Annotated in this window: 18 protein-coding genes; 9 read left to right on the forward strand and 9 right to left on the reverse strand. The window is 55.1% G+C overall.

Annotation, left to right across the window (positions count from 1 at the left end):
* Positions 1–25: 25 nt before the first annotated feature.
* Positions 26–1,276 (reverse strand): NADP-dependent isocitrate dehydrogenase, encoded by a 1,251-nt coding sequence (icd, locus tag GC090_RS12880; RefSeq protein WP_033737532.1) that lies wholly within the window; start codon positions 1,274–1,276, stop codon positions 26–28.
* A gap of 110 nt (positions 1,277–1,386) precedes the next feature.
* Here icd and rluE point away from each other — a divergent pair, with 110 nt between their 5' ends.
* The 8 genes from rluE to GC090_RS12920 all read left to right on the forward strand — a co-directional run bounded on the left by rluE (position 1,387) and on the right by GC090_RS12920 (position 9,238).
* Positions 1,387–2,046: a 23S rRNA pseudouridine(2457) synthase RluE gene (gene rluE / locus GC090_RS12885; protein ID WP_054687913.1), complete on the forward strand. Its 660-nt coding sequence runs from the start codon at positions 1,387–1,389 to the stop codon at positions 2,044–2,046.
* Between the two features lie 48 nt (positions 2,047–2,094).
* Positions 2,095–2,568, forward strand: coding sequence for an NUDIX domain-containing protein (locus GC090_RS12890; protein ID WP_033737534.1), 474 nt, complete (start codon positions 2,095–2,097; stop codon positions 2,566–2,568).
* Positions 2,569–2,607: 39 nt separating this feature from the next.
* A complete protein-coding gene (mnmA, locus tag GC090_RS12895; RefSeq protein WP_039341044.1) occupies positions 2,608–3,720 on the forward strand; it encodes a tRNA 2-thiouridine(34) synthase MnmA in 1,113 nt (370 codons plus the stop codon).
* Positions 3,721–3,754: 34 nt separating this feature from the next.
* Complete coding sequence (gene hflD, locus GC090_RS12900) at positions 3,755–4,396, forward strand: high frequency lysogenization protein HflD (protein ID WP_324020014.1); 642 nt, start codon at positions 3,755–3,757, stop codon at positions 4,394–4,396.
* 43 nt (positions 4,397–4,439) lie between these two features.
* The gene (gene purB, locus GC090_RS12905; protein ID WP_039341046.1) at positions 4,440–5,810 is read left to right on the forward strand and encodes an adenylosuccinate lyase; all 1,371 of its coding nucleotides are present in this window, start codon (positions 4,440–4,442) and stop codon (positions 5,808–5,810) included.
* Between the two features lie 106 nt (positions 5,811–5,916).
* Positions 5,917–6,585, forward strand: coding sequence for a two-component system response regulator PhoP (phoP, locus tag GC090_RS12910; RefSeq protein WP_033737538.1), 669 nt, complete (start codon positions 5,917–5,919; stop codon positions 6,583–6,585).
* Between the two features lie 2 nt (positions 6,586–6,587).
* The gene (gene phoQ / locus GC090_RS12915) at positions 6,588–8,057 is read left to right on the forward strand and encodes a two-component system sensor histidine kinase PhoQ (protein ID WP_033737764.1); all 1,470 of its coding nucleotides are present in this window, start codon (positions 6,588–6,590) and stop codon (positions 8,055–8,057) included.
* 56 nt (positions 8,058–8,113) lie between these two features.
* Positions 8,114–9,238 carry a ribosomal protein uL16 3-hydroxylase gene (locus GC090_RS12920; RefSeq protein WP_006118859.1) on the forward strand — a complete coding sequence of 375 codons (1,125 nt, stop codon included), beginning with the start codon at positions 8,114–8,116 and terminating at the stop codon, positions 9,236–9,238.
* Between the two features lie 71 nt (positions 9,239–9,309).
* Here GC090_RS12920 and pepT read toward each other — a convergent pair whose 3' ends face one another.
* From pepT to lolC, 5 genes are all read right to left on the reverse strand, one after another.
* Positions 9,310–10,539, reverse strand: a complete 1,230-nt coding sequence (gene pepT / locus GC090_RS12925; protein ID WP_039341051.1) for a peptidase T — start codon at positions 10,537–10,539, stop codon at positions 9,310–9,312.
* A 573-nt stretch (positions 10,540–11,112) separates the two neighbouring features.
* A complete protein-coding gene (gene cobB, locus GC090_RS12930; RefSeq protein ID WP_033737540.1) occupies positions 11,113–11,946 on the reverse strand; it encodes a Sir2 family NAD+-dependent deacetylase in 834 nt (277 codons plus the stop codon).
* Between the two features lie 121 nt (positions 11,947–12,067).
* On the reverse strand, positions 12,068–13,312 hold the full coding sequence (gene lolE, locus GC090_RS12935) for a lipoprotein-releasing ABC transporter permease subunit LolE (protein WP_033737541.1): 1,245 nt from the start codon (positions 13,310–13,312) through the stop codon (positions 12,068–12,070).
* Complete coding sequence (gene lolD, locus GC090_RS12940; RefSeq protein ID WP_033737542.1) at positions 13,312–14,016, reverse strand: lipoprotein-releasing ABC transporter ATP-binding protein LolD; 705 nt, start codon at positions 14,014–14,016, stop codon at positions 13,312–13,314. Before lolD ends, lolE begins: the two co-directional genes overlap by 1 nt.
* Entirely contained in the window at positions 14,009–15,208 is a 1,200-nt protein-coding gene (gene lolC / locus GC090_RS12945; protein ID WP_033737765.1) for a lipoprotein-releasing ABC transporter permease subunit LolC, read from the reverse strand. Before lolC ends, lolD begins: the two co-directional genes overlap by 8 nt.
* Before the next feature lie 408 nt (positions 15,209–15,616).
* Between lolC and mfd the strand changes: the two genes are divergently transcribed.
* Positions 15,617–19,066 (forward strand): transcription-repair coupling factor, encoded by a 3,450-nt coding sequence (mfd, locus tag GC090_RS12950; protein ID WP_324020020.1) that lies wholly within the window; start codon positions 15,617–15,619, stop codon positions 19,064–19,066.
* Between the two features lie 139 nt (positions 19,067–19,205).
* Here the strand turns inward: mfd and GC090_RS12955 are convergent, their stop codons facing one another.
* From GC090_RS12955 to GC090_RS12965, 3 genes are all read right to left on the reverse strand, one after another.
* Positions 19,206–20,510: an MFS transporter gene (locus tag GC090_RS12955; RefSeq protein ID WP_039341061.1), complete on the reverse strand. Its 1,305-nt coding sequence runs from the start codon at positions 20,508–20,510 to the stop codon at positions 19,206–19,208.
* Between the two features lie 425 nt (positions 20,511–20,935).
* Positions 20,936–21,478: a glycine zipper 2TM domain-containing protein gene (locus GC090_RS12960; protein WP_033737545.1), complete on the reverse strand. Its 543-nt coding sequence runs from the start codon at positions 21,476–21,478 to the stop codon at positions 20,936–20,938.
* A gap of 276 nt (positions 21,479–21,754) precedes the next feature.
* Positions 21,755–23,059 (reverse strand): NAD(P)/FAD-dependent oxidoreductase, encoded by a 1,305-nt coding sequence (locus GC090_RS12965; protein ID WP_324020023.1) that lies wholly within the window; start codon positions 23,057–23,059, stop codon positions 21,755–21,757.
* Positions 23,060–23,164 lie beyond the last annotated feature (105 nt).

Genomic DNA, 23,164 nt, shown 5'->3' on the forward strand with positions numbered 1-23,164 from the left:
CGGCTCCATTTTTAATGAGAAAGTGTTACATATTCGCGATAATCGCGTCACCAAACTCTGAACATTTCAGCAGCTTAGCGCCATCCATCAGACGTTCGAAGTCATAGGTCACGGTCTTGGCAGCGATTGCGCCTTCCATGCCTTTAACAATCAGGTCTGCGGCTTCGAACCATTCCATATGACGCAACATCATTTCAGCGGACAGAATCACGGAACCTGGGTTCACTTTATCCTGACCTGCGTACTTCGGTGCCGTACCGTGGGTGGCTTCGAACAGCGCACATTCGTCACCGATGTTTGCGCCTGGTGCAATACCGATACCGCCAACCTGCGCCGCCAGGGCGTCAGAGATGTAGTCACCGTTCAGGTTCATACAGGCGATAACGTCATATTCTGCCGGACGCAGCAGGATTTGCTGCAGGAAGGCATCGGCGATCACGTCTTTTACGATGATCTCTTTACCGGTGTTTGGATTTTTAAATTTCATCCATGGGCCGCCATCGATCAGCTCGCCGCCGAACTCGTCTTTCACTAACTGGTAACCCCAGTCTTTGAAGGAGCCTTCGGTGAACTTCATGATGTTGCCTTTGTGTACCAGCGTCAGTGAATCACGATCGTTAGTGATGGTATATTCCACTGCTGCACGGACCAGGCGCTTGGTGCCCTCTTCCGAACACGGTTTAACACCGATACCGCAGTTTTCTGGGAAGCGAATTTTCTTCACGCCCATTTCTTCACGCAGGAATTTGATGACTTTATCCGCTTCTGGCGTGCCCGCTTTCCATTCGATACCGGCATAGATATCTTCGGAGTTTTCGCGGAAGATCACCATATCCGTGTCTTCAGGACGTTTTACCGGGCTTGGTGTACCGGTGTAGTAGCGCACCGGACGCAGGCAAACGTACAGATCCAGTTCCTGACGCAGCGCAACGTTCAGAGAACGGATGCCGCCGCCAACTGGCGTGGTCAGTGGGCCTTTGATCGCTACGCGGTATTCTTTGATTAAATCGAGGGTTTCTTGCGGCAGCCAGACATCCTGACCGTAGAGTTCAACCGATTTTTCACCGGTATAAATCTCCATCCAGGAGATTTTACGCTCGCCGTTGTAGGCTTTTTTCACAGCGGCATCAACCACTTTCAGCATCACTGGTGACACATCAACGCCGATACCATCCCCTTCGATGTAAGGGATAACCGGGTTATTTGGGACAACCAGTTTACCTTGATTCAGGGTGATTTTCTGACCTTCCGCCGGAACAACTACTTTGCTTTCCATTAACCTCTCCTTCGAGCGATTTTTTGTTAATGATTTGTAAGATGCGCGTCAATACTACTTGAATATTCACGCCACGCCAATCACCGCAATTTCGCGTTATAATGCGCTGAATGTTCCAGACTGCAAAGCGTATGCGAAAAACTAATCAGACTTCTCATCCAAATAAACGATTCAGCCGACAAACACGTCCCGTGCATCGCAAGGCGTCCTCGCCGCCTGCCGTCCGCCGCGTGCTTCTGTTCAACAAACCCTTCGATGTTCTGCCGCAATTTACCGATGAAGCCGGCCGCCGCACACTCAAAGATTTTATCGACGTGAGTGACGTTTACGCGGCGGGCCGACTCGATCGCGACAGCGAAGGACTGATGGTCCTGACTAACGATGGTCCGCTACAGGCGGCGCTGACGCAGCCCGGCAAGCGCACCGGCAAGATTTACTATGTGCAGGTGGAAGGCGCGCCTGAGGAAACCGATCTACAACCTTTGCGTGATGGCGTTAATCTGAAAGATGGCCCGACGTTACCGGCTGGCGTCGAAAAAGTGGCTGAGCCCGACTGGTTGTGGCCGCGCCAGCCGCCGATTCGCGAACGCAAAGCCATTCCAACACAGTGGCTGAAAATAACACTTTTTGAAGGACGCAACCGTCAGGTCAGACGTATGACGGCCCATATTGGCTTTCCAACCCTGCGTCTGGTGCGCTATGCCATGGGCGAGTTTACGCTGGGCGATTTGGCCCCGGGTGCCTGGCGCGATATCAGCGCACAAGACTGACTGCCATTATCATTTCCATAACTTTAAGTTAACAATTCAGGAGGATCGATGTTTAAACCGCATGTCACCGTCGCGTGCCTGGTGCAGGCTCGGGGTGCATTACTGGTCGTTGAAGAACGCGTCAACGGCATCGCCACCTGGAACCAGCCTGCCGGTCATCTTGAAGCCGATGAAACGCTGCATGAAGCCGCATCACGGGAATTGTTTGAAGAGACCGGCATTCGGGCCGAAATGCAGTATTTTATCGGCATAAACCAGTGGATCGCCCCGGATAATACGCCTTTTGTGCGGTTTCTGTTTGGCGTGGATCTGGACGATATCCAGCCAACGGCTCCGCAGGACAGCGACATTGATTGCTGCTGGTGGGTCGCGCCAGAGCAGATTCTGTCGGCCTCTAACCTGCGTTCGCCCCTGGTTGCCGAAAGCGTACGCCGCTGGCAACAGGGCGTACGCTATCCGCTCGACCTGATCAGCCCGTTCAACTGGCCGTTTCATGAAGGTGCGCACCCGCGTTCAGCGTGATAGAATGCGCCGCCTGTTTTACTGTTTTGCGAGCTTGTGATGTCTGATAACTGCCAGAAAAAAGTGATCGTCGGAATGTCCGGCGGCGTCGATTCTTCCGTTTCCGCCTGGTTACTGCAACAGCAGGGCTATCAGGTTGAAGGCCTGTTCATGAAGAACTGGGAGGAAGACGATGGCGAGGAATACTGTACCGCCGCTGACGATCTGGCGGATGCGCAAGCCGTGTGCGACAAGTTAGGTATTAAACTGCACAAAGTGAACTTTGCGGCAGAGTACTGGGACAATGTCTTTGAACACTTCCTGGAAGAGTACAAAGCGGGCCGCACTCCCAATCCCGATATCCTGTGTAATAAAGAAATCAAATTCAAGGCGTTTCTGGAGTTTGCCGCAGAGGATCTGGGTGCAGACTTCATCGCCACCGGGCACTATGTCCGCCGTCAGGATATCGATGGCCGCAGCCACCTGCTGCGCGGTCTGGATGGTAACAAAGACCAGAGCTATTTCCTTTACACACTCAGCCACCAGCAAATCGCGCAGAGCCTGTTCCCGGTCGGCGAGCTGGAAAAGCCTGAAGTGCGTCGCATCGCTGAACAACTTGAGCTGGTGACGGCGAAGAAAAAAGACTCCACCGGCATTTGCTTCATTGGTGAACGCAAGTTTACCGAATTCCTCGCGCGCTACCTCCCTGCCCAGCCGGGTGAAATTGAAACCGTCGACGGACAGGTTGTGGGTGAGCACCAGGGCCTGATGTATCACACGCTCGGCCAGCGTAAAGGGCTGGGCATTGGCGGTCTTAAAGAAAGCAAAGACGATCCCTGGTACGTCGTTGATAAAGATGTGGCGCGCAACCGCCTGATCGTGGCGCAGGGCGGCGACCATCCCCGACTGATGTCAGTGGGTCTGATTGCCCAGCAGTTACACTGGGTTGATCGTCAGCCGCTAACCGCACCGCTGCGTTGTACGGTGAAAACCCGCTACCGTCAGACCGATATCCCCTGCGAAATTATCCCGCACGGCGAGGATAAAATTGAAGTCCGGTTTGATGAGCCCGTTGCTGCGGTCACGCCGGGTCAGTCTGCGGTGTTCTACCTTGATGAAGTCTGCCTGGGTGGCGGTATCATCGAAGAACGTTTGCCTTGGGTTGCCGCATAATACCGGTGGGAATAACGCGTAAACAGGAGTAACCGTGGCAAAAAACTATCAGGACATTACCTTTGCACTGGCGGGGATTTGCCAGGCGGCCCATCTGGTGCAGCAGTTAGCCAATCAGGGACATTGTCAGCCGGAGGCGCTGACGGTGTCACTGCGCAGCGTACTGGACCTGAATCCTCCCTCGACCCTGGCGGTATTTGGTAACAACGAAGCCAACCTGCGCATGGGGCTGGAAACCCTGATGGCCGTGTTGAACAGCACGCAACGTCAGGGCGCTGGTGCCGAACTGACCCGTTACACGTTGAGCCTGATGGTACTGGAGCGCAAGCTCAATGCGAACAAGCAGGCTATGAACACCCTGGCTCAGCGTATCAGCCAGCTCGATCGTCAGCTGGCGCATTACGCGTTGGAATCCGACACTATTCTGAGCGCCATGGCGGGTATTTATGTCGATGTGATTAGCCCGCTCGGCCCACGTATTCAGGTAACCGGATCGCCGGCAGTGCTACAGAATTCCCTGCTACAGAGTAAAGTTCGCGCCACGCTGCTGGCCGGCATTCGTGCCGCCGTGTTGTGGCAACAGGTTGGCGGAGGCCGACTGCAGCTGATGTTTTCGCGCCAGCGTTTACTGCGCGAAGCCAAATCGATTTTATCCCGCCTGCCACTGACTTACTGAGTCAGTGAGGCAAACACCGTTAAATGAATCAGGAGTTGCACTGATGGAATTATCCTCTCTGACCGCCGTCTCACCTGTCGATGGTCGTTACGGCGATAAAGTCAGCCCGCTGCGCGCAATTTTCAGCGAATTTGGTTTGCTGAAGTTCCGCGTTGAGGTTGAAGTTCGCTGGTTACAAAAACTGGCTGCGACCGCAGAGATCAAGGAAGTTCCTGCATTTGATGCTGACGCAAACGCTTTCCTTGACGAGATCGTCGCCCGTTTCAGCGAAGCAGACGCCGCACGCATCAAAACCATTGAGCGCACCACCAACCATGACGTGAAAGCGGTTGAGTATTTCCTGAAAGAAAAAGTGGCGGATGTGCCCGCCCTGCATGCAGTGTCGGAATTTATTCATTTTGCCTGCACCTCGGAAGACATTAATAACCTGTCCCATGCGTTGATGCTGGAAACAGCACGCCGCGATGTCATTCTGCCTTACTGGCAGCAGCTGATCGCCGCCGTAAAAGGCCTGGCGCAGGAATACCGTGATATTCCCCTGCTGTCTCGCACGCACGGCCAGCCCGCTACGCCATCGACCATGGGTAAAGAGATGGCCAACGTAGCCTACCGCATGGAACGTCAGCTACGTCAGCTGTCGCAGATTGAAGTGCTGGGCAAAATCAACGGCGCCGTGGGTAACTACAACGCGCACATTGCGGCGTACCCGGAAGCCGACTGGCACCAGTTGAGTGAAGAGTTTGTTACCTCGCTGGGCATCACCTGGAATCCCTATACGACGCAAATCGAGCCGCACGACTACATTGCCGAGCTGTTTGACTGTATCGCCCGCTTTAACACCATCCTGATCGACTTTGATCGCGATATCTGGGGCTATGTGGCACTCAACCACTTCAAACAGAAAACCGTTGCGGGCGAAATCGGCTCGTCGACCATGCCGCATAAAGTAAACCCTATCGATTTTGAAAACTCGGAAGGCAATCTGGGCCTGGCCAACGCGGTCATGCAGCATCTGGCCAGCAAACTGCCGGTTTCCCGCTGGCAGCGTGATCTGACCGATTCTACCGTGCTGCGTAACCTGGGTGTCGGCGTAGGCTATGCGCTGATCGCCTATCAGGCCACCTTAAAAGGCATTTCAAAACTGGAAGTGAACCGCGAGCGCCTGCTGGATGAACTGGATCACAACTGGGAAGTGCTGGCCGAGCCGATTCAGACCGTGATGCGCCGTTACGGCATCGAAAAACCGTACGAGAAGCTGAAAGAGCTGACCCGCGGTAAACGTGTTGACGCCGCAGGCATGCAGGCCTTTATCGACAGCCTGGCGCTGCCTGAAGAAGAAAAAACCCGTTTAAAACAGATGACCCCGGCAAATTATCTTGGCCGTGCGATTCAAATGGTTGATGATCTGAAATAATATCCCTTCTGCAGACCGGTTCCCGCCGGTCTGCGTTAACCTGCTGTTTAATTCATTTCGCTTATACTTATTTAAATTCGTTTCGATCTGATGCTAAGGAAATCCTATGCGTGTTCTGGTTGTGGAAGATAATGCCCTGCTGCGCCACCATCTTTCAGTACAACTGCGAGAAATGGGTCATCAGGTTGATGCTGCTGAAGATGCCAAAGAAGCCGATTATTTTCTCCAGGAACATTTACCTGATATCGCGTTGGTTGATCTGGGCTTACCCGGTGAAGACGGCATGTCGTTAATTCGTCGCTGGCGCAATGATGCCGTGCGTCAGCCTATTCTGGTGCTGACCGCCCGTGAAGGCTGGCAGGCGAAAGTCGAAGCGCTGGAAGCCGGTGCGGATGATTACGTCACAAAACCGTTTCATATTGAGGAAGTTGCCGCACGCCTCCAGGCATTAATGCGCCGCAACAGTGGTCATGCGTCGCAAATTATTGCCATGCCGCCGTTTCAGGTCGATTTATCGCGTCGCGAACTGACGGTGAATGAAAGCCCGGTTAAGCTGACCGCCTTTGAATATACCATCGTGGAAACCTTAATTCGTAATGCGGGTAAAGTGGTGAGTAAAGATTCATTAATGCTGCAGCTGTATCCCGATGCGGAATTGCGTGAAAGCCACACGATCGATGTATTAATGGGCCGCCTGCGCAAAAAAATCCTCGCGCTGCATTCTGACGAAGTTATCGCTACCGTTCGCGGCCAGGGTTACCGCTTTGATCTCTGATGATGTCCTGGCTTAAACGTTATCGCCCTATTTCGCTGCGGACACGCTTTTTACTGGCCTCCGCAGCCATCGTTCTCATTCTCTCGCTTTCTTATGGCATGGTCGCCGTGATTGGCTATGTGGTGAGTTTTGATAAAAACACCTATCGCGTGATGCGAGGCGAGAGTAATTTATTTTTTACCCTGGCACAGTGGAAAGATAATAAGCTGACAATTGCGCAGCCCGAGCGCACCATGCTTAATTTCCCCACCCTGGTATTTATTTATGATGAACACGGCAAGCTGCTCTGGCAGCAGCGTGATGTGCCGGAAATTCGTGAGAAGATTCAACCCGAATGGCTGTTAAAACCTGATTTCTACGAGATTGATACCAACAACAGCACCAGCCGGGCCGCCATGGGCGACAATCTGACGGCACAGCAGCAGCTTCATGCGTGGGATGATAACGACGATGACGATCAGGATACGTTTACCCATTCGGTTGCCGTCAACCGCTACGATGCCACCACCAACCTGCCCGCCCTGACCATTGTGGTGGTCGATACCATTCCGCAAGAGCTACAGCACTCCGATGTGGTCTGGTCATGGTTCAGCTATGTTCTGGCCGCTAACCTGATTTTAATTGTCCCGCTGCTCTGGCTGGCGGCGCACTGGAGTTTACGGCCGATTGGGCATCTGACGCTTCAGGTACGCGAACTGGAAACCGGACAGCGTGAAAATCTGGACGATAAGCCCCCGCAGGAGCTGCGTTCGCTGGTGCGTAACCTCAATCTGTTGCTGACCAACGAGCGTCAACGTTACACGCGTTACCGCACGACCCTGGCCGACCTGACCCACAGCCTGAAAACACCGCTGGCGGTCCTGCAAAGTACCCTGCGTTCGCTGCGCGGCGGAAAAGAGTTAACCATCGAACAGGCCGAGCCGGTGATGCTGGAGCAGATCAGCCGCATCTCTCAGCAGGTCGGTTATTACCTGCACCGAGCCAGCATGCAGGCCGATCATAATCCCCTGCAGCGTGATCTGCATTCGGTATCGGGTTTACTGGACAGCCTGTGCTCGGCACTGAATAAAGTGTATCAGCGTAAAGGGGTGGAAATTACCCTGGATATTTCCCCGGAAATCACCTTCTTTGGCGATCAGAACGACTTTATGGAAGTGATGGGCAATGTGCTGGATAACGCCTGCAAATACTGTCTGGAATTTATTGAGGTCAGTGCTCATCAGACCGAAGATGCGCTGCACATCTATATTGATGATGACGGTCCGGGCATTCCGGAAAGTAAACGCGACCTGATTTTCGTGCGGGGACAGCGCGTCGACACCATGCGACCAGGCCAGGGGCTCGGGCTGGCCGTGGTGCGAGATATCCTTGAGCAGTACGCCGGTAATGTCATCGCCTCCAGCAGCCCGTTAGGCGGTGCGCGCATGGAAGTCGTATTTCAGCGTCAGGAAATGGAACATCGCCGCGAGTAGTTCAGGCTGCGGGCTGTTATACTTGCAGGTATTTTCAGCCCTTAGCGGACTTTCTTATGGATTATCAGCTCGATCTCAACTGGCCCGATTTTATTCAGCGTTACTGGCAAAAGCGCCCGGTAGTGCTGAAGCGTGGCTTTAAAAATTTTATCGATCCCATTTCGCCGGATGAACTGGCGGGCTTAGCCATGGAAAATGAGGTCGACAGTCGGCTGGTCAGCCAGCCAAACGGAAAGTGGCAGGTCAGCCATGGTCCGTTTGAAAGCTACGATCACCTGGGCGAAAACAACTGGTCACTGCTGGTTCAGGCGGTCAATCACTGGCATGAGCCCTCTGCCGCACTGATGCGCCCTTTCCGCTTTCTGCCGGACTGGCGCATTGACGATCTGATGATCTCGTTCTCCGTGCCCGGCGGCGGCGTGGGTCCGCATTTCGATCAGTACGATGTGTTTATTATTCAGGGCACCGGCCGCCGCCGCTGGCGCGTCGGGGAAAAAGTGCCGATGAAACAGCACTGCCCGCATCCTGACCTGCTGCAGGTCGAGCCGTTTGACGCCATTATCGATGAAGAAATGGAACCGGGCGATATTCTCTATATTCCGCCGGGTTTCCCGCATGAAGGCTACTCCCTCGAAAATGCGCTGAACTACTCTGTAGGATTCCGCGCGCCCAGCGGACGTGAACTCATCAGCGGCTTCGCCGATTATGCGCTGGCCAACGAGCTGGGCAGTCTGCGTTATACCGATCCCGATGTGCCTTCGCGCGACTGCCCGTCGCTGATTTTGCCTGAAGAAGTGGAAGGCTTACGCAAGGTGATGCTGGATGTGGTGAATCAGCCTGCACATTTTGAGCAGTGGCTGGGCGAATTTATTTCACAATCACGCCACGAACTTGACGTTGCGCCACCGGAACCGCCTTATCAGCCCGATGAAATCTATGATGCGCTGCAACAGGGCGATGTATTGTCCCGTCTGGGTGGATTACGTGTCCTGACGCTGGGCGATGCGATTTATATCAACGGCGAGCGCGTCGAATGCGCCGATCCGCGCGTGATGTCCGTGCTGGCACATCGTGATGAAATCACCCTGGATGATTTGGGAGAGGCTCTTGACGATCCGGCCGTGCTGGCGCAGATTGCCGGGCTGATTAACGCGGGTTACTGGTATTTCGGCGCTGAATAAACCGCTGGAGAAGTGTTGTTCCCATCCGTTTACGCCGTCTCCTCGCCCGGCCCGGACGAGGAGACGTTGTTTTAACCTTTCTTCTGACCGGCCAGTTCTGCCAGGCGAACGATGACGTCGACGGACTGCGCCATGATGTTCAGCGAGGCAAACTCGTGCTTGCCGTGGTAGTTATAGCCCCCGGTAAACAGGTTTGGACAGGGCAATCCTTTCCATGACAGGGACGAACCGTCCGTACCGCCGCGAATCGGTTTCACCACCGGCTCGATGCCGCAGTCGCGCATCGCCTGCAAGGCCAGATCGATAATGTGCGGGAAAGGTTCGACTTTTTCGCGCATATTGCGGTAGCTGTTGCTGATCTCTACCGTAATACCACAGCCGGGATGCAGGTCTTTATTGATCTCATCCGCAATTTGCTGCAGTGTGCGTTTGCGTTGTTCAAACGCCTCGGTATCAAAATCACGAATGATGTAGTGCAGCTCAGCGTGCTCAACCGTGCCTTTCATCTGGTGCAGATGAAAGAAGCCCTCATAACCGTCTGTCCATTCCGGCTTCTCTTTCGCAGGCAACGCTGCACTGAAACGCGTCGCCAGCTCCAGCGCATTGACCATGACATTTTTCGCAGACCCGGGATGAACATTGTTGCCCACGACTTTCACCAGCGCCGAGGCCGCATTGAAGTTTTCGTATTCAAATTCGCCCAGATCGCTGCCGTCGACGGTATAGGCCCAGTCAGCCGCAAAGCCTTCAACATCGAAATGCGACGTGCCCCGCCCAATCTCTTCGTCTGGGGTAAAGGCAACGCGAATGGCACCGTGCGGAATATCGCCTTCCGCCAGTCTGGCCATGGCCGTCATGATCTCGGCAATGCCCGCTTTATCATCCGCGCCCAGCAGGGTTTTGCCATCGGTGGTGATCAGGGTGTGACCGATAAGCTTATGCAACACGGGGAACATGACCGGTGACAGCACTTCATCACCATTGCCCAACGCGATATCGCCGCCCCGGTAGTTTTCGATGATTTGCGGATTAACATGTTTCGCGGTGAAATCTGGTGAGGTATCCATGTGCGAAATAAAGCCCACCACCGGCGTTGGCCAGTCCACATTGGCCGGTAGCGTGCCCATCACACAACAGTGATCGCTCAGGCTGACATCCACAAAACCCAGGGCCAGCAGTTCTTCCTGCAACTGGCGGGCCAGTACCCACTGACCTTCGCTGCTGGGCACCTGACGTGCCTGCGGTTTTGCCTGCGTCTCTACTGCCACATAACGCAAAAAGCGTTCTAATAGTTGCTTCATATGCCATCCTTAAAATTTACCGCCGGTCATTATTGATAAACCGGCAAGACATCGTGTTGCGTCAAATCATTATCGTTCAGGTTAAGGCTGCCGGGGCATATTCCGCACGCCAGACAGCATAAAAAAACGGGCAATCGCTGGTTTTTGCGGCGCTTAACGCAATCCTGCGCTGCATCAGCCAGATTCAGAGTCAAAACCGGGGCGCGTTTTTTCCCGCTATCGCGGCCCTTTTCTTTGCTGACAGGCTCTTGTGTCAGCAGACAGAAATATTAATAAGGTAAGCACGCACACAGCCGTTTCGGGCACCTGTAACCTTTGTGATGCGCCCCGGGAAGCATCCGGCTGCGCTTAATCATACGGCGGCGGGGTTTAACGCGGCTGAGGACGAGAGGAGGCAGGCAACAGCCGCATGCCGTTCGGAAACCGCACGCAGGCCGTTAACCCGTGCATCAACAGGCGGCCTGACTCCCTGCCGCCGCTGGGCTGCCGTAAACCCTGAGGCCGGCGTGTGGCGCGACCGTCTTACTGCTGAAAGTGTTTTCTTTCAGGTGTGCGGTGGCATCACACACAAGATTATTTGTGCAGCCCGTGCAACAGCTTATGTACGAAGGCGGGAACCACTTCACTTGCGAGCCCGTAGTGACTTTCGGCAAACTCATTGCCCACCTGGCTGGGCTCCAGATTCAGTTCCACCGTATGCGCGCCTTGCAGCTTTGCCTCATGAACAAAGCCCGCCGCGGGATACACGTGGCCTGAGGTGCCGATGGCGATAAACAGATCGGCCTGTTCCAGCGCCTGGTAGATGTCTTCCATACCCAGCGGCATTTCGCCAAACCAGACGACATGGGGGCGCAGGACAGAGGGAAACTGACAGCAGGTACACCGGTCGTTCTCCGTGACGTCTTCCTGCCAGTCGATCACCTGTCCGCTACTGGCACAGCGCACTTTTAACAATTCGCCGTGCATATGCAGCACACGGCTGTTGCCCGCGCGCTCGTGCAAGTTATCGATATTTTGCGTGACAAGGAAAAAGTTGTCGCCCAGCACCTGTTCCAGTTCTGCCAGCGCCAGATGCGCGGCATTGGGCTGGATCTCGGGCTGCTGAAGCTGCTGACGCCGCGCGTTATAAAAGCGCTGCACCAGCGCCGGATCGCGTCGGAAACCTTCTGGCGTGGCGACATCTTCAACCCGATGCTCTTCCCATAATCCGTCCGCGGCACGAAAGGTCCTGATACCGGATTCGGCGGATATCCCTGCCCCCGTTAACACGACGATGCGCGGCAACGGGTGCGCCGCCAGTTCGGCCTGACGATCGCGTTCGAAAATACGCTGGCGAAAGCGCTGATGCACTTTCCTGCGTGTTTTCTTCAGGCGGGCAAGTCGTATACGGCGACGAGGTGTACGCATAAAGTCTCCTGGTGCGGTGAGTAAAACGTCCGCAGGTCAATCAACAAAGTTTGGGCCAGTTGGCCCGACAATCTAAAGAACAGGGCCGACAGCGCAGCATGAACGGCGCTGTCTGGTACGACTACTGTCCACTCAGGACACGCGCCGGATCGATGCGGCTGGCGCGCCGTGCGGGATACCAACTTGCCAGCAGGCTTAGCACAATAGCGGTAATCAGTACTGAAAACACGTCCAGCCAGTGCAATTCAGACGGCAGGAAGTCGATGAAGTAGATATCGCCGGCTAACAAATGGTGACCGGTCAGCGTTTCAAGACCTTTCATCAGCGATGTCAGATTCAGCGCCACCAGTACACCGACCACCACGCCGCTCACGCTGCCCAGCAGGCCTGCCAGCAGGCCGTACCAGATAAAAATTGCCCGAATCAGGCCATCTTTTGCGCCCAGCGTCCGCAGAACGGCGATATCACTGCTCTTGTCTTTAACGGCCATCACCAGTGTCGACACAATGTTGAAACAGGCGACGCCGATCACCAGCACCATGGCCAGGTACATGATGGCGCGAATCATCTGGATATCGCGGTACATATAACCGTAGGTGCCAATCCAGCTTTTGATATACACGTAAGCGTGCGTCACTTCACCCGCCGCGCGCACCAGTTTGGCCGCCTGGAAGGGATCGTTCATCTTCAGCGCGATGCCGGTCACGCTGTCACCCATATCCAGATACTGCTGCGCGTCCGCCAGCGGCACCAGAGCCAGGCTGTGATCCAGCATTCCGCTCAGTTGCAGAATACCGCTCACCTGCAGGCGAATACGTTTGGGTTGCAGGAGCTTATTCTCACCGTCGTTGTTCGGGATCATGATGGTGATCCAGTCGCCCTGCTTCACGTTGAGCGCCTTTGCGATACCACCACCGAGGATGATTTGTTGTTTCCCTGCCGCAAAGGATGACCAGGCATTGTCGGTGACAAAAGAAGGTAAGGCACTCAGCCGTGGCTCCTGTGCCGGATCCACGCCTTTCACCTGCAACGCTTCCATCTTCGCGCCACTTTCAATCAGGCCGGTAAAGTTGACATAGGGCGCGGCAGCCGCGATGCCGGGCACCTGCTCAATCGGCGCGATCAATGACTGCCAGCGCTGAAAAGGCTGATTAACGGCTTCGATTTCACCGTGCGGGACCACGGCAAGAATGCGTTTATTCAGCTCACGCTCGAAGCCGTTCATGGCGCTCAGGCCAATGATCAGCACCGCAACGCCGAGTGCAATGCCCACGGTGGAAATCACCGAGATCAGCGACACCATGCCGCCGCGACGACGGCCACGGCTAAAACGCAGCCCCAGTAACAGTGATAGCGACGATCCCATCAGACCGCTCCCGCCAGGATAATCTGATCGCTGAGCTGGCCGTCGCGCATTTCCATCTGACGCGTCATGCGTTTTGCCAGATGCAGATCGTGGGTGACCACCAGAAACGCCGTGCCCTGACGCACATTCAGCTCCCCCAGCAGTTCAAAAATGGCATCCGCATTGCGGGCATCCAGGTTACCGGTGGGCTCATCAGCCATGACCAGGCGGGGACGATTCACCAGCGCACGGGCAATCGCCACGCGCTGACGCTCACCACCAGACAGTTCAGACGGACGATGGGCGGCGCGGTGTTCCAGCCCGACGGCGGCCAGCATTTCCCGCGCGCGTGCCTGGGCTTCGCCTTTAGCGGTTTTGCCAATCAGCAGCGGCATCGCGACGTTTTCCAGCGCGCTAAAGTCGGGCAGCAGGTGGTGAAACTGGTAGATAAAGCCCAGTTCGCGGTTACGCAGTTCGGCCTTATCAGAAGAAGACATGCTGTTCAGCGAACGTCCGTCAAACACCACATCGCCCGCAGTGGGCGTATCCAGCCCGCCCAGCAGGTGCAGCAGGGTACTTTTTCCTGATCCTGAACTGCCGACAATCGCCATCAGTTCACCAGGTTGCACATCAAAATTCACGTTGCGCAGTACGTCGGTCTGTACGCTGCCTTCCTGATAGCGTTTGCACAGGTCGCGGCACTGCAACAAAGGAGAGTTACTCATAGCGTAAAGCCTCAGCGGGTTGTACGGCGGCAGCGCGCCATGAAGGGTAAAGCGTAGAAAGCAGCGCAATCACCATTGCGCTGAAGGCGATAGTCACCACCTGCCACAGATTAATATCCACAGGCAGCGCGGCACCGTCCAAAAACAGGCCAATGACCGGCATCAGGTTATTAAGCTGGCTGGCTAACAGGACGCCAAGCAGCGCCCCGAGCAACGTGCCAATAATCCCGGCACTGGCACCCTGCACCATAAAAACGGCGACAATCTGACGGCGGGTTAATCCCTGGGTTTGTAGAATGGCCACTTCACCTTGCTTCTCCATGATCAGCAGGCCCAGCGAGGTGATGATATTGAAGGCCGCAACGGCAATGATCAGGCTCAGTAGCAGCCCCATCATGTTTTTCTCCATACGCACGGCCTGGAATAAATCCCCTTTGCGTTCGCGCCAGTCTTTCCAGACCATGCCCGCGGGCAGAGCCTGTTGGCTCACGCTGTCAACCTCAAGCGGCTTATCCAGCCACAGACGCCAGCCGGTAATATTGCCCGCGGGATAGCGCATAATGCGCGACGCATCCTGCTGGTTAACCAGAATCTGATAGCCATCAACTTCGCTGTTAGCCGCATACGTGCCCGCCACGGTAAACAGGCGCTGGCTCGGCACGCGCCCCATGGGCGTGAACTGGCTGACGGACGGCACCATCAGGCGGATCTGATCACCCCGTTTCACGCCCAACTGCGAGGCCAGTTGTTCGCCCAGGATGACGTTATACTGACCGGGCTGTAACACGCTTTGCGGCGTGTTAACGAGAAAAGGCGTCAGGGGATCCTTTTCGTCCGGCTGGATCCCCAGCATCACCCCGACTGAGACGTTGTGTGCACTTTGCAGCACCACATTACCGGTGGTCAGCGGCGCGATGCGGTCAACGCCGTTGAGCTTGAGTGCAGAGGCAGGGAATTGCTGCGGATTGATGCTGCCCGTGTTGCTGGTGATCAGCGCCTGTGGCATCAGGCCCAGGATGTTGCCCTCAAGCTCGCGCTCGAAACCGTTCATCACAGACAGCACAGTAATCATGGCCAGCACGCCAAGCGTGATACCAATGGTGGAGAGCCAGGAGACAAAGCGACCGAAACGATCCGCTGCTCTTCCGCGCATGTAGCGCAGACCGATAAATAGCGCGACAGGTTGATACATGGTATCCAATGTGCAGTTGCTGGAAAATAAGTAGAGAGGATGATAAAGGAGCTGTGCACTTTATGAAACCTCTAACCCTCTGAGTCTGCTGCAAAGTTGTATCAGAATAGGTTAGCAGACGGTTTGATGCACAGGATTACGCCACAAAGATGATGTTTATCGTACGATCATTCACGCCCCACATCGGTATACTTATTCGGGTAAAGCGGTGACGGCTATGACCGTGACTCTGATGTACCCGATTCACTTTCCTGCGAGCCCTGTTCGCAAAAAAGATTTACACACAGCAACCCTTCTGCATCGCCTGCTTCAGGCGAAGCGGCAGAAAAAATCTGCCGCAGAGGTGATCCCCATGGCGTATTATGGAATGATGACGCCCTGGTAAAAATGGAGCAACCTCGAGATCACATGTCCGAACCGACTCGCTATACCCTGCCCGTGAAATCAGGCGACCAACGCCTGCTCGGTCAGCTGACTGGCGCTGCGCACGCGGTTGAGTGTGCCAGCATCACTGAGCGCCATGCAGGTCCGGTGTTAATGATTACACCCGATACGCAAACCGCTCTGCGTCTGCTGGACGAGATTCGTCAGTTTACCGATTTACCTGTTACCCACCTTGCGGACTGGGAAACGCTGCCTTATGACAGCTTCTCACCCCACCAGGATATTATCTCGGCACGTCTGTCCACCCTGTATCAGTTGCCCACGCTGCAACGCGGCATGCTGATTATGCCGGTCAACACGCTGATGCAGCGTGTTTGTCCTCACAGCTACCTGCACGGTCATGCGCTGGTGATGCAGCAGGGCCAGAAACTGTCACGCGACCGCCTGCGCGACCAGCTTGAACAGGCCGGCTATCGCCATGTCGATCAGGTGATGGAGCACGGCGAGTACGCCACACGCGGCGCCCTGCTCGATCTGTTCCCGATGGGCAGTGATCAGCCCTACCGTATCGATTTTTTTGATGACGAGATCGACAGCCTGCGCCTGTTTGATGTCGACAGCCAGCGAACGCTGGAAGCCGTTCCCGCCATTAATTTGCTGCCGGCCCATGAATTTCCCAGCGATAAAACAGCCATTGAACTGTTCCGTAGCCGCTGGCGTGAAAACTTTGATGTGCGCCGTGAGGCAGAGCATATTTATCAGCAGGTGAGCAAAGGCACCCTGCCGGCCGGTATTGAATACTGGCAACCGCTGTTCTTCGACCAGCCGTTACCGTCGCTGTTTAGCTATCTGCCTGACAACACGTTGATCGTGAACTGTGGCGATCTGGAAGGCAGTGCCGAGCGCTTCTGGCAGGATGCGAATGCGCGTTACGAAAACCGCCGTGTCGATCCCATGCGCCCGCTGCTGGAGCCGACCACGCTGTGGCTGCGCCCGGATGCCTTAATGGGGGAACTCAAAGCCTGGCCGCGTATCCGTATGACCCATGAGGTGCTGCCGGCCAGGGCCGCCAATACCAACCTGGGCTATGAATCCCTGCCCGATCTGTCCGTTCAGGCGCAGGCGAAAGCGCCGCTGGATCATTTACGTCAGTTCCTGGAACAGTTTACCGGCGACGTGGTGTTTTCTGTGGAAAGCGAAGGCCGCCGTGAAAGCCTGCAGGAGTTGCTGGCGCGCATTAAAGTACGGCCGAAACCCATTCGTCATCTGCGCGAGGCCCGTGAGGCACAGTATGGTCTGATGATCGGTGCCAGCGAGCGTGGCTTTGTGGATACACAGGGGAAGCTGGCTTTCATCTGTGAAAGCGATTTGCTGGGCGAACGCATCAGCCGCCGCCGCCAGGATACGCGCCGCACCATTAATCCAGACATCCTGATTCGCAACCTGGCGGAACTGCATCCAGGCCAGCCTGTGGTGCACCTTGAACACGGCGTCGGGCGCTACATCGGCCTGACCACGCTGGAAGCCGGCGGCATTCAGGCAGAGTATTTGATGCTCTCCTATGCCAATGACGCCAAGTTGTACGTCCCGGTTTCCTCCCTGCATCTTATCAGTCGTTATGCCGGCGGTGCCGACGAAAATGCACCGCTGCATAAACTGGGCAGCGATGCCTGGTCGCGCGCGCGGCAGAAAGCGGCGGAGAAAGTGCGCGACGTGGCCGCTGAACTGCTGGATATCTATGCTCAGCGTGCCGCCAAGGCCGGTTTTGCCTTCAAACATGACCGTGAGCAGTATCAACTGTTCTGCGAAAGTTTTCCGTTTGAAACCACACCCGATCAAACCCAGGCCATCAATGCCGTGTTAAGTGACATGTGCCAGCCGCTGGCCATGGATCGTCTGGTGTGCGGTGATGTGGGCTTTGGTAAAACCGAAGTTGCCATGCGCGCGGCCTTCCTGGCGGTGGAGAACAACAAGCAGGTGGCGGTGCTGGTTCCCACCACCCTGCTGGCTCAGCAGCATTTCGATAATTTCCGTGACCGCTTCGCTAACTGGCCGGTGCGCATCGAAATGCTGTCACGCTTCCGTAGCGCCAAAGAGCAGAATCAGATTTTGCAGGAGGCCAGCGAAGGCAAAATTGATGTGCTGATTGGCACTCACAAGCTGTTGATGAGCGACATTAAGTGGCACGATCTGGGCTTACTGATCGTCGATGAAGAACACCGCTTTGGCGTGCGTCATAAAGAGCGCATCAAGGCGATGCGCGCCGATGTGGATATCCTTACGCTGACCGCCACGCCGATTCCCCGTACGCTGAATATGGCCATGAGCGGGATGCGCGACCTGTCCATCATCGCCACGCCACCCGCGCGTCGTCTGGCGGTAAAAACCTTTGTACGGGAATACGACGACTTAGTGATTCGCGAAGCCATTTTGCGTGAAATTTTGCGCGGTGGTCAGGTCTATTACCTGTATAACGATGTCGAAAATATCGAGAAAGCCTCGCAGCGGCTGGCGGAACTGGTGCCGGAAGCGCGCATTGCCATTGGTCACGGACAGATGCGCGAACGCGATCTGGAACGGGTGATGAATGACTTCCATCATCAGCGTTTCAATGTTCTGGTATGTACCACCATCATCGAAACCGGCATTGATATTCCGACGGCGAATACCATCATTATTGAACGGGCCGATCACTTCGGGCTGGCACAGCTACATCAGTTGCGTGGTCGCGTGGGCCGGTCGCACCATCAGGCTTATGCCTGGCTGCTGACCCCACATCCCAAAGCCATGACGACCGACGCGCAAAAACGTCTGGAAGCCATCGCCTCCCTGGAAGATCTGGGGGCAGGCTTTGCGCTGGCTACGCACGATCTCGAAATTCGGGGTGCCGGTGAACTGCTGGGTGAAGAGCAAAGTGGTCAGATGGAAACCCTGGGCTTCTCGCTGTACATGGAACTGCTGGAAAATGCGGTCGATGCATTGAAAGCCGGTCGCGAGCCTTCGCTGGAAGATCTCACCAGTAACCAGACCGAAGTGGAACTGCGTATGCCTGCCCTGCTGCCGGAAGACTTTATTCCGGACGTGAATACCCGTTTATCGCTGTATAAACGCGTAGCCAGTGCCGAAACGGAAGAGGAGTTGCAGGAGCTGAAGGTGGAAATGATCGATCGCTTCGGTCTGTTACCCGATCCGGCGCGTAATCTGCTGGACATCGCCGTGCTGCGCATGAAAGCGCGAGCGGTGGGCGTGCGCAAAATTGAAGCCAGCGACAAAGGCGGTTATTTTGATTTTGCTCCGCAGAACAGTGTCGATCCGGCCTGGCTCATTGGTCTGCTGCAGAAAGATGCAAAGCAGTGGAAACTGGAAGGTCCGACACGGTTACGCTTTACCCGTGAGCTGACGGAACGAAAGGTGCGCATGGACTGGGTGCAGTCATTTATGAACCAGTTACTGGAAAATCAGGTCGCGTCTTAAACTCGCTTATCGTTTTGCATTCATGCAGCTGACAAGCCGCCTTACGGCGGCTTTTTTTATGGTTGGCTGAGAAGTGCGTATCATGCGCCTGTTTCCGCTGCCACGCTTTTCATCAGGAGCGTGCATTCATGCCGTGGTGTCAGACAGGCTTTTTATGCGGATCACACGGTGACTGACGTCGGCCAATCAACAGCGCGCCAAGGCAGGCACAGGACGTGACCAGCATCAGGGGCGTCAGCGCATAGGTAAAACTCCCCGTGCTGGTGCGAATTAAGCCGATTAGCCAGGTGCCCACAAACACGCCCAGATTATTAAGGGCATTGATTTGCCCGATGACCACAGCCGCCGCGCTGGCGGGGATCATCTCGGTTGCCATCGCCCAGAACGGGCCCTTAATCATTGACGCTGCGGTAATGGTCAGGCATAGCACCATCAGCATCGGCCAGAGATGAGTAACATACATGCTGGCCGCAAGACCGGTCGCTCCCAGCAATAACGGAAAAGCGGTGTGCAGACGACGCTCGCCTGTCTGGTCAGAGTGACGTCCCCACAGATACATGGCCAGGCTCGCCACCGCGAACGGAATGGCATTGACTAAGCCAATCTGAATAACGCTCAGGTTAAAGGTTTTAATGATTTGAGGTTGCCATAATGCCAGACCATTGGTAACGGCGGTTCCGCCCAGATAAATAAGCGTCAGCAGCAGCACGCGCGGACTGAACAACGTGGCGAACAGGCTGACGCGCGGAGTTGTCGGGGCGGTACTTTTCTGCTCTTCTGCCATCGTATGACGTAACCAGCTGCTTTCCTGCGGGCTCAGCCATTTAGCCTCCAGAGGCTGCTTCGGCAACATCAGAAAAGTCAGGAAGCCCAGCGCGACAGCCGGCGCACCTTCAAGGATAAATAACCAATGCCAGCCACGCAGGTTCATCAGGCCATCGAAATTAAGCAGTGCGGCGGACAGCGGTGAACCCAGCACGCTGGACACCGGCAGCGCCATCATCAGGATGGCCACCATTTGTCCGCGATAACGTTTGGGAAAACAAAGCGTAAAGTAATAAATGACGCCCGGGAAAAAGCCGGCTTCCGCAATCCCCAGTAAAAACCGGAGAAGATAAAAAGATACCGGGCCCTGCGCCATTGACATGCCCGCCGCCAGCAATCCCCATGCAATCATGACGGCAGACAGCCAGCGGGTTGCGCCCACTTTTGTCATTATCATATTGCAGGGCACGGCGAAAAGGCAGTAGGCAAAGAAAAACAGCCCTGCACCCAGGCCGTATGCGGCAGCGGATAAGCCGATGTCGCCATTCATTTGTAATGCCGCAAAGCCGACGTTGACGCGGTCCAGGGACGCCAGAAAATAGCCTACCGTAAACAGCGGCATCAGCCGCCATGCCATCTTGCGCACCGTGCTGTGCTCGACTGAGGTGTTATCACGCATTGAACTGCTCCCTTTTACTTTTGCACCGAAGCAAACCGGTTTTGTTATCAACGGTTAGCCTGCTTTCTCAATGCATTTGATAAGAAAGAGTAATTAAGCGTAATGCTCTTTCCCTGACTGTGCACTTTGTTATAAATATGTAAAAATCCAGCAAGTAATGTGTTACAAAAACTGTCCTGACGTGACTGTCTGTGAATCACGTGAATGAAAATGTCAGCCTGACGCCGCCGCTTTAACGCAGCCATATTTACCGGGCAGCGGGGATCTGATGCATAAGGTCAGCCACGCACGGCGAGCAGCCTGGAAGAGGCTATCGTTCGGTTGCGCGCTTTAGCGTTCGGATAAGCAAAAAAAAGCGCATCCGGAGATGCGCTTATCATTTTTGTTATGTGTGCTGTGTGACCGCAATGCGGCAAGCTTTGCCCTTAAGCCTTGTCGCCGTTCAGGATCAATTGTCCGTTACGGTCAACCGGAATACGCGTACCCGGATCGTTTTCCATACGGATTTTACCCTGCTGGTCGCCGATCTTGTAGGTTACGTCATAACCCAGCATCTTTTCTTGTTTGTCGTATACGGTTCTGCAACGCTGTTCAGACGTCGTGTAGGTATCACGATCCTGCAGGCCGCCCTGAACCTGGTTACCGGCATAACCACCTGCCAGCGCACCGGCTACCGTTGCGACATCGCGTCCGCGACCGCCGCCAAACTGATGACCCAGCACACCGCCCGCTACCGCACCCAGTACTGAACCGGCGATACGGTTTTCATCCTGAACCGGACGACGATGCGTCAGCGTCACGTTACGACATTCCTGACGCGGTTGTTTGATAGATTCTTTTATTGGTGTTGCTGACAGCACCTGTGCGTATTGAGGACCGCGGTCAAACACGTTAATGCTTGCTACGGCGGCAACACCCAGTGCCGCTGCCACGCCAATACCGATACCCGCTAACATTGATTTATTCACAGGAAGTTCCTCCTGAAAGTGTTACCGCGCATTCCTGCCGCTGGATATCCCTCACAGCACTGGCAGAACCGGCGTGCGCGACTCGCCGTTTGGTTGAGATAAGTTTTACAGATGTAAAGCTTTTGCAATATCGGAATTTGGGAAGAAAATCGCGCCAACAGTGGTACTACCACGTTTTCGGAGAGTTCTGAACAGAAATGACAGCGTAAAATCGTGCGCGGGTTTCGCCACCGGAACAGCACCGGTGGCGAAGTCAGGCGAATCCGCCCCGTACTCTTAGTGCAGTTTCAGCCGGGGGCGAATCACCCGGTTCAGGCTCCCCACCACCATCATCAGGCCAGTTTTGATATAGCCATGCAGGGCGACCTGATGCATGCGGTACAGGGAGATATAGACAACACGGGCGATGCGCCCTTCAATCATCATAGAGCCACGCATCAGGTTGCCCATCAGGCTTCCTACCGTACTAAAGCGCGACAGCGACACCAGCGAGCCGTGGTCTTTATAGACGTAGGCTTTCAACGGCTTCCCCCGGTACTGCAGCAGGATGTTATCCAGCGCACAGGAAGCCATCTGGTGAGCTGACTGCGCACGCGGTGGTACGAATCCGCCACCCGGCAAGGCACAGGATGCGCAGTCGCCGATAGCGTAGATATCCTCATCCAGCGTGGTTTGCAGCGTGTCTTTGACCACCAGTTGATTAATGCGATTCGTTTCCAGTCCACCAATGCCTTTCATAAAATCAGGCGCTTTGATGCCCGCTGCCCAGACCATTAAATCGGCTTCGATAAATTCGCCGCTCTTCGTGTGCAGGCCCTGCTTATCTGCGCTGGTGACCATCGTTTGTGTCAGCACGCGAACACCCAGCTTTGACAGTTCCTGATGGGCCGCAGCCGAAATACGCGGTGGTAAGGCCGGCAGGATACGTTCGCCCGCTTCCACCAGCGTTACGTTCAGCGCTTCACTGTCGAGCGCCTTATAGCCATAGCTGTGCAGTTGCTTTACGGCATTATGCAGCTCCGCCGACAGCTCAACGCCTGTTGCTCCGCCCCCGACGATGGCGATATTGACCTTCTCCAGCGCCCCTTCACTGGCCGAGAATTTCAGGAACAGGTTGAGCATTTCGTTATGGAAACGGCGAGCCTGTTGCGGGTTATCGAGAAAAATGCAGTGATCTTTGACGCCCGGCGTCCCAAAGTCGTTTGAGGTACTGCCCAGCGCCATCACCAGCGTGTCGTAGGCCAGTTCGCGCTCGGGCACTAATACGCCCCCCTGCGCATTGACCACTTCGGCCAGCTGAATCACTTTCTTTTCGCGGTTGATGTTAGTGAGCGAACCCAGCTGGAACTGGAAACCGTGATTACGGGCATGCGCCAGATAACTCAGCGCATCAATCCCTTCATCCATCGATCCGGTAGCGACTTCATGCAGCAGCGGCTTCCACAAGTGACTGTGGTTGCGATCGACCAGAATAATCTCGGCTTTCTTTTTACGCCCCAGCTTGTGGCCCAGTTGCGTGGCCATTTCCAGCCCGCCGGCACCGCCGCCAACAATAACAATTTTCTTAACAGATGCAGTCAACAAGGACCCCCTCAAATTGTGAACCAAAAGTTAATCAATGGTTAAATTAAACCTTAATAAACATAGGGTTGGCGACATAACATCGCTATCTGAAGGCAGAATACC

This window comes from Pantoea sp. JZ29 (assembly GCF_035190385.1).
GTDB classification, from domain to species: Bacteria; Pseudomonadota; Gammaproteobacteria; order Enterobacterales; family Enterobacteriaceae; genus Pantoea; species Pantoea stewartii.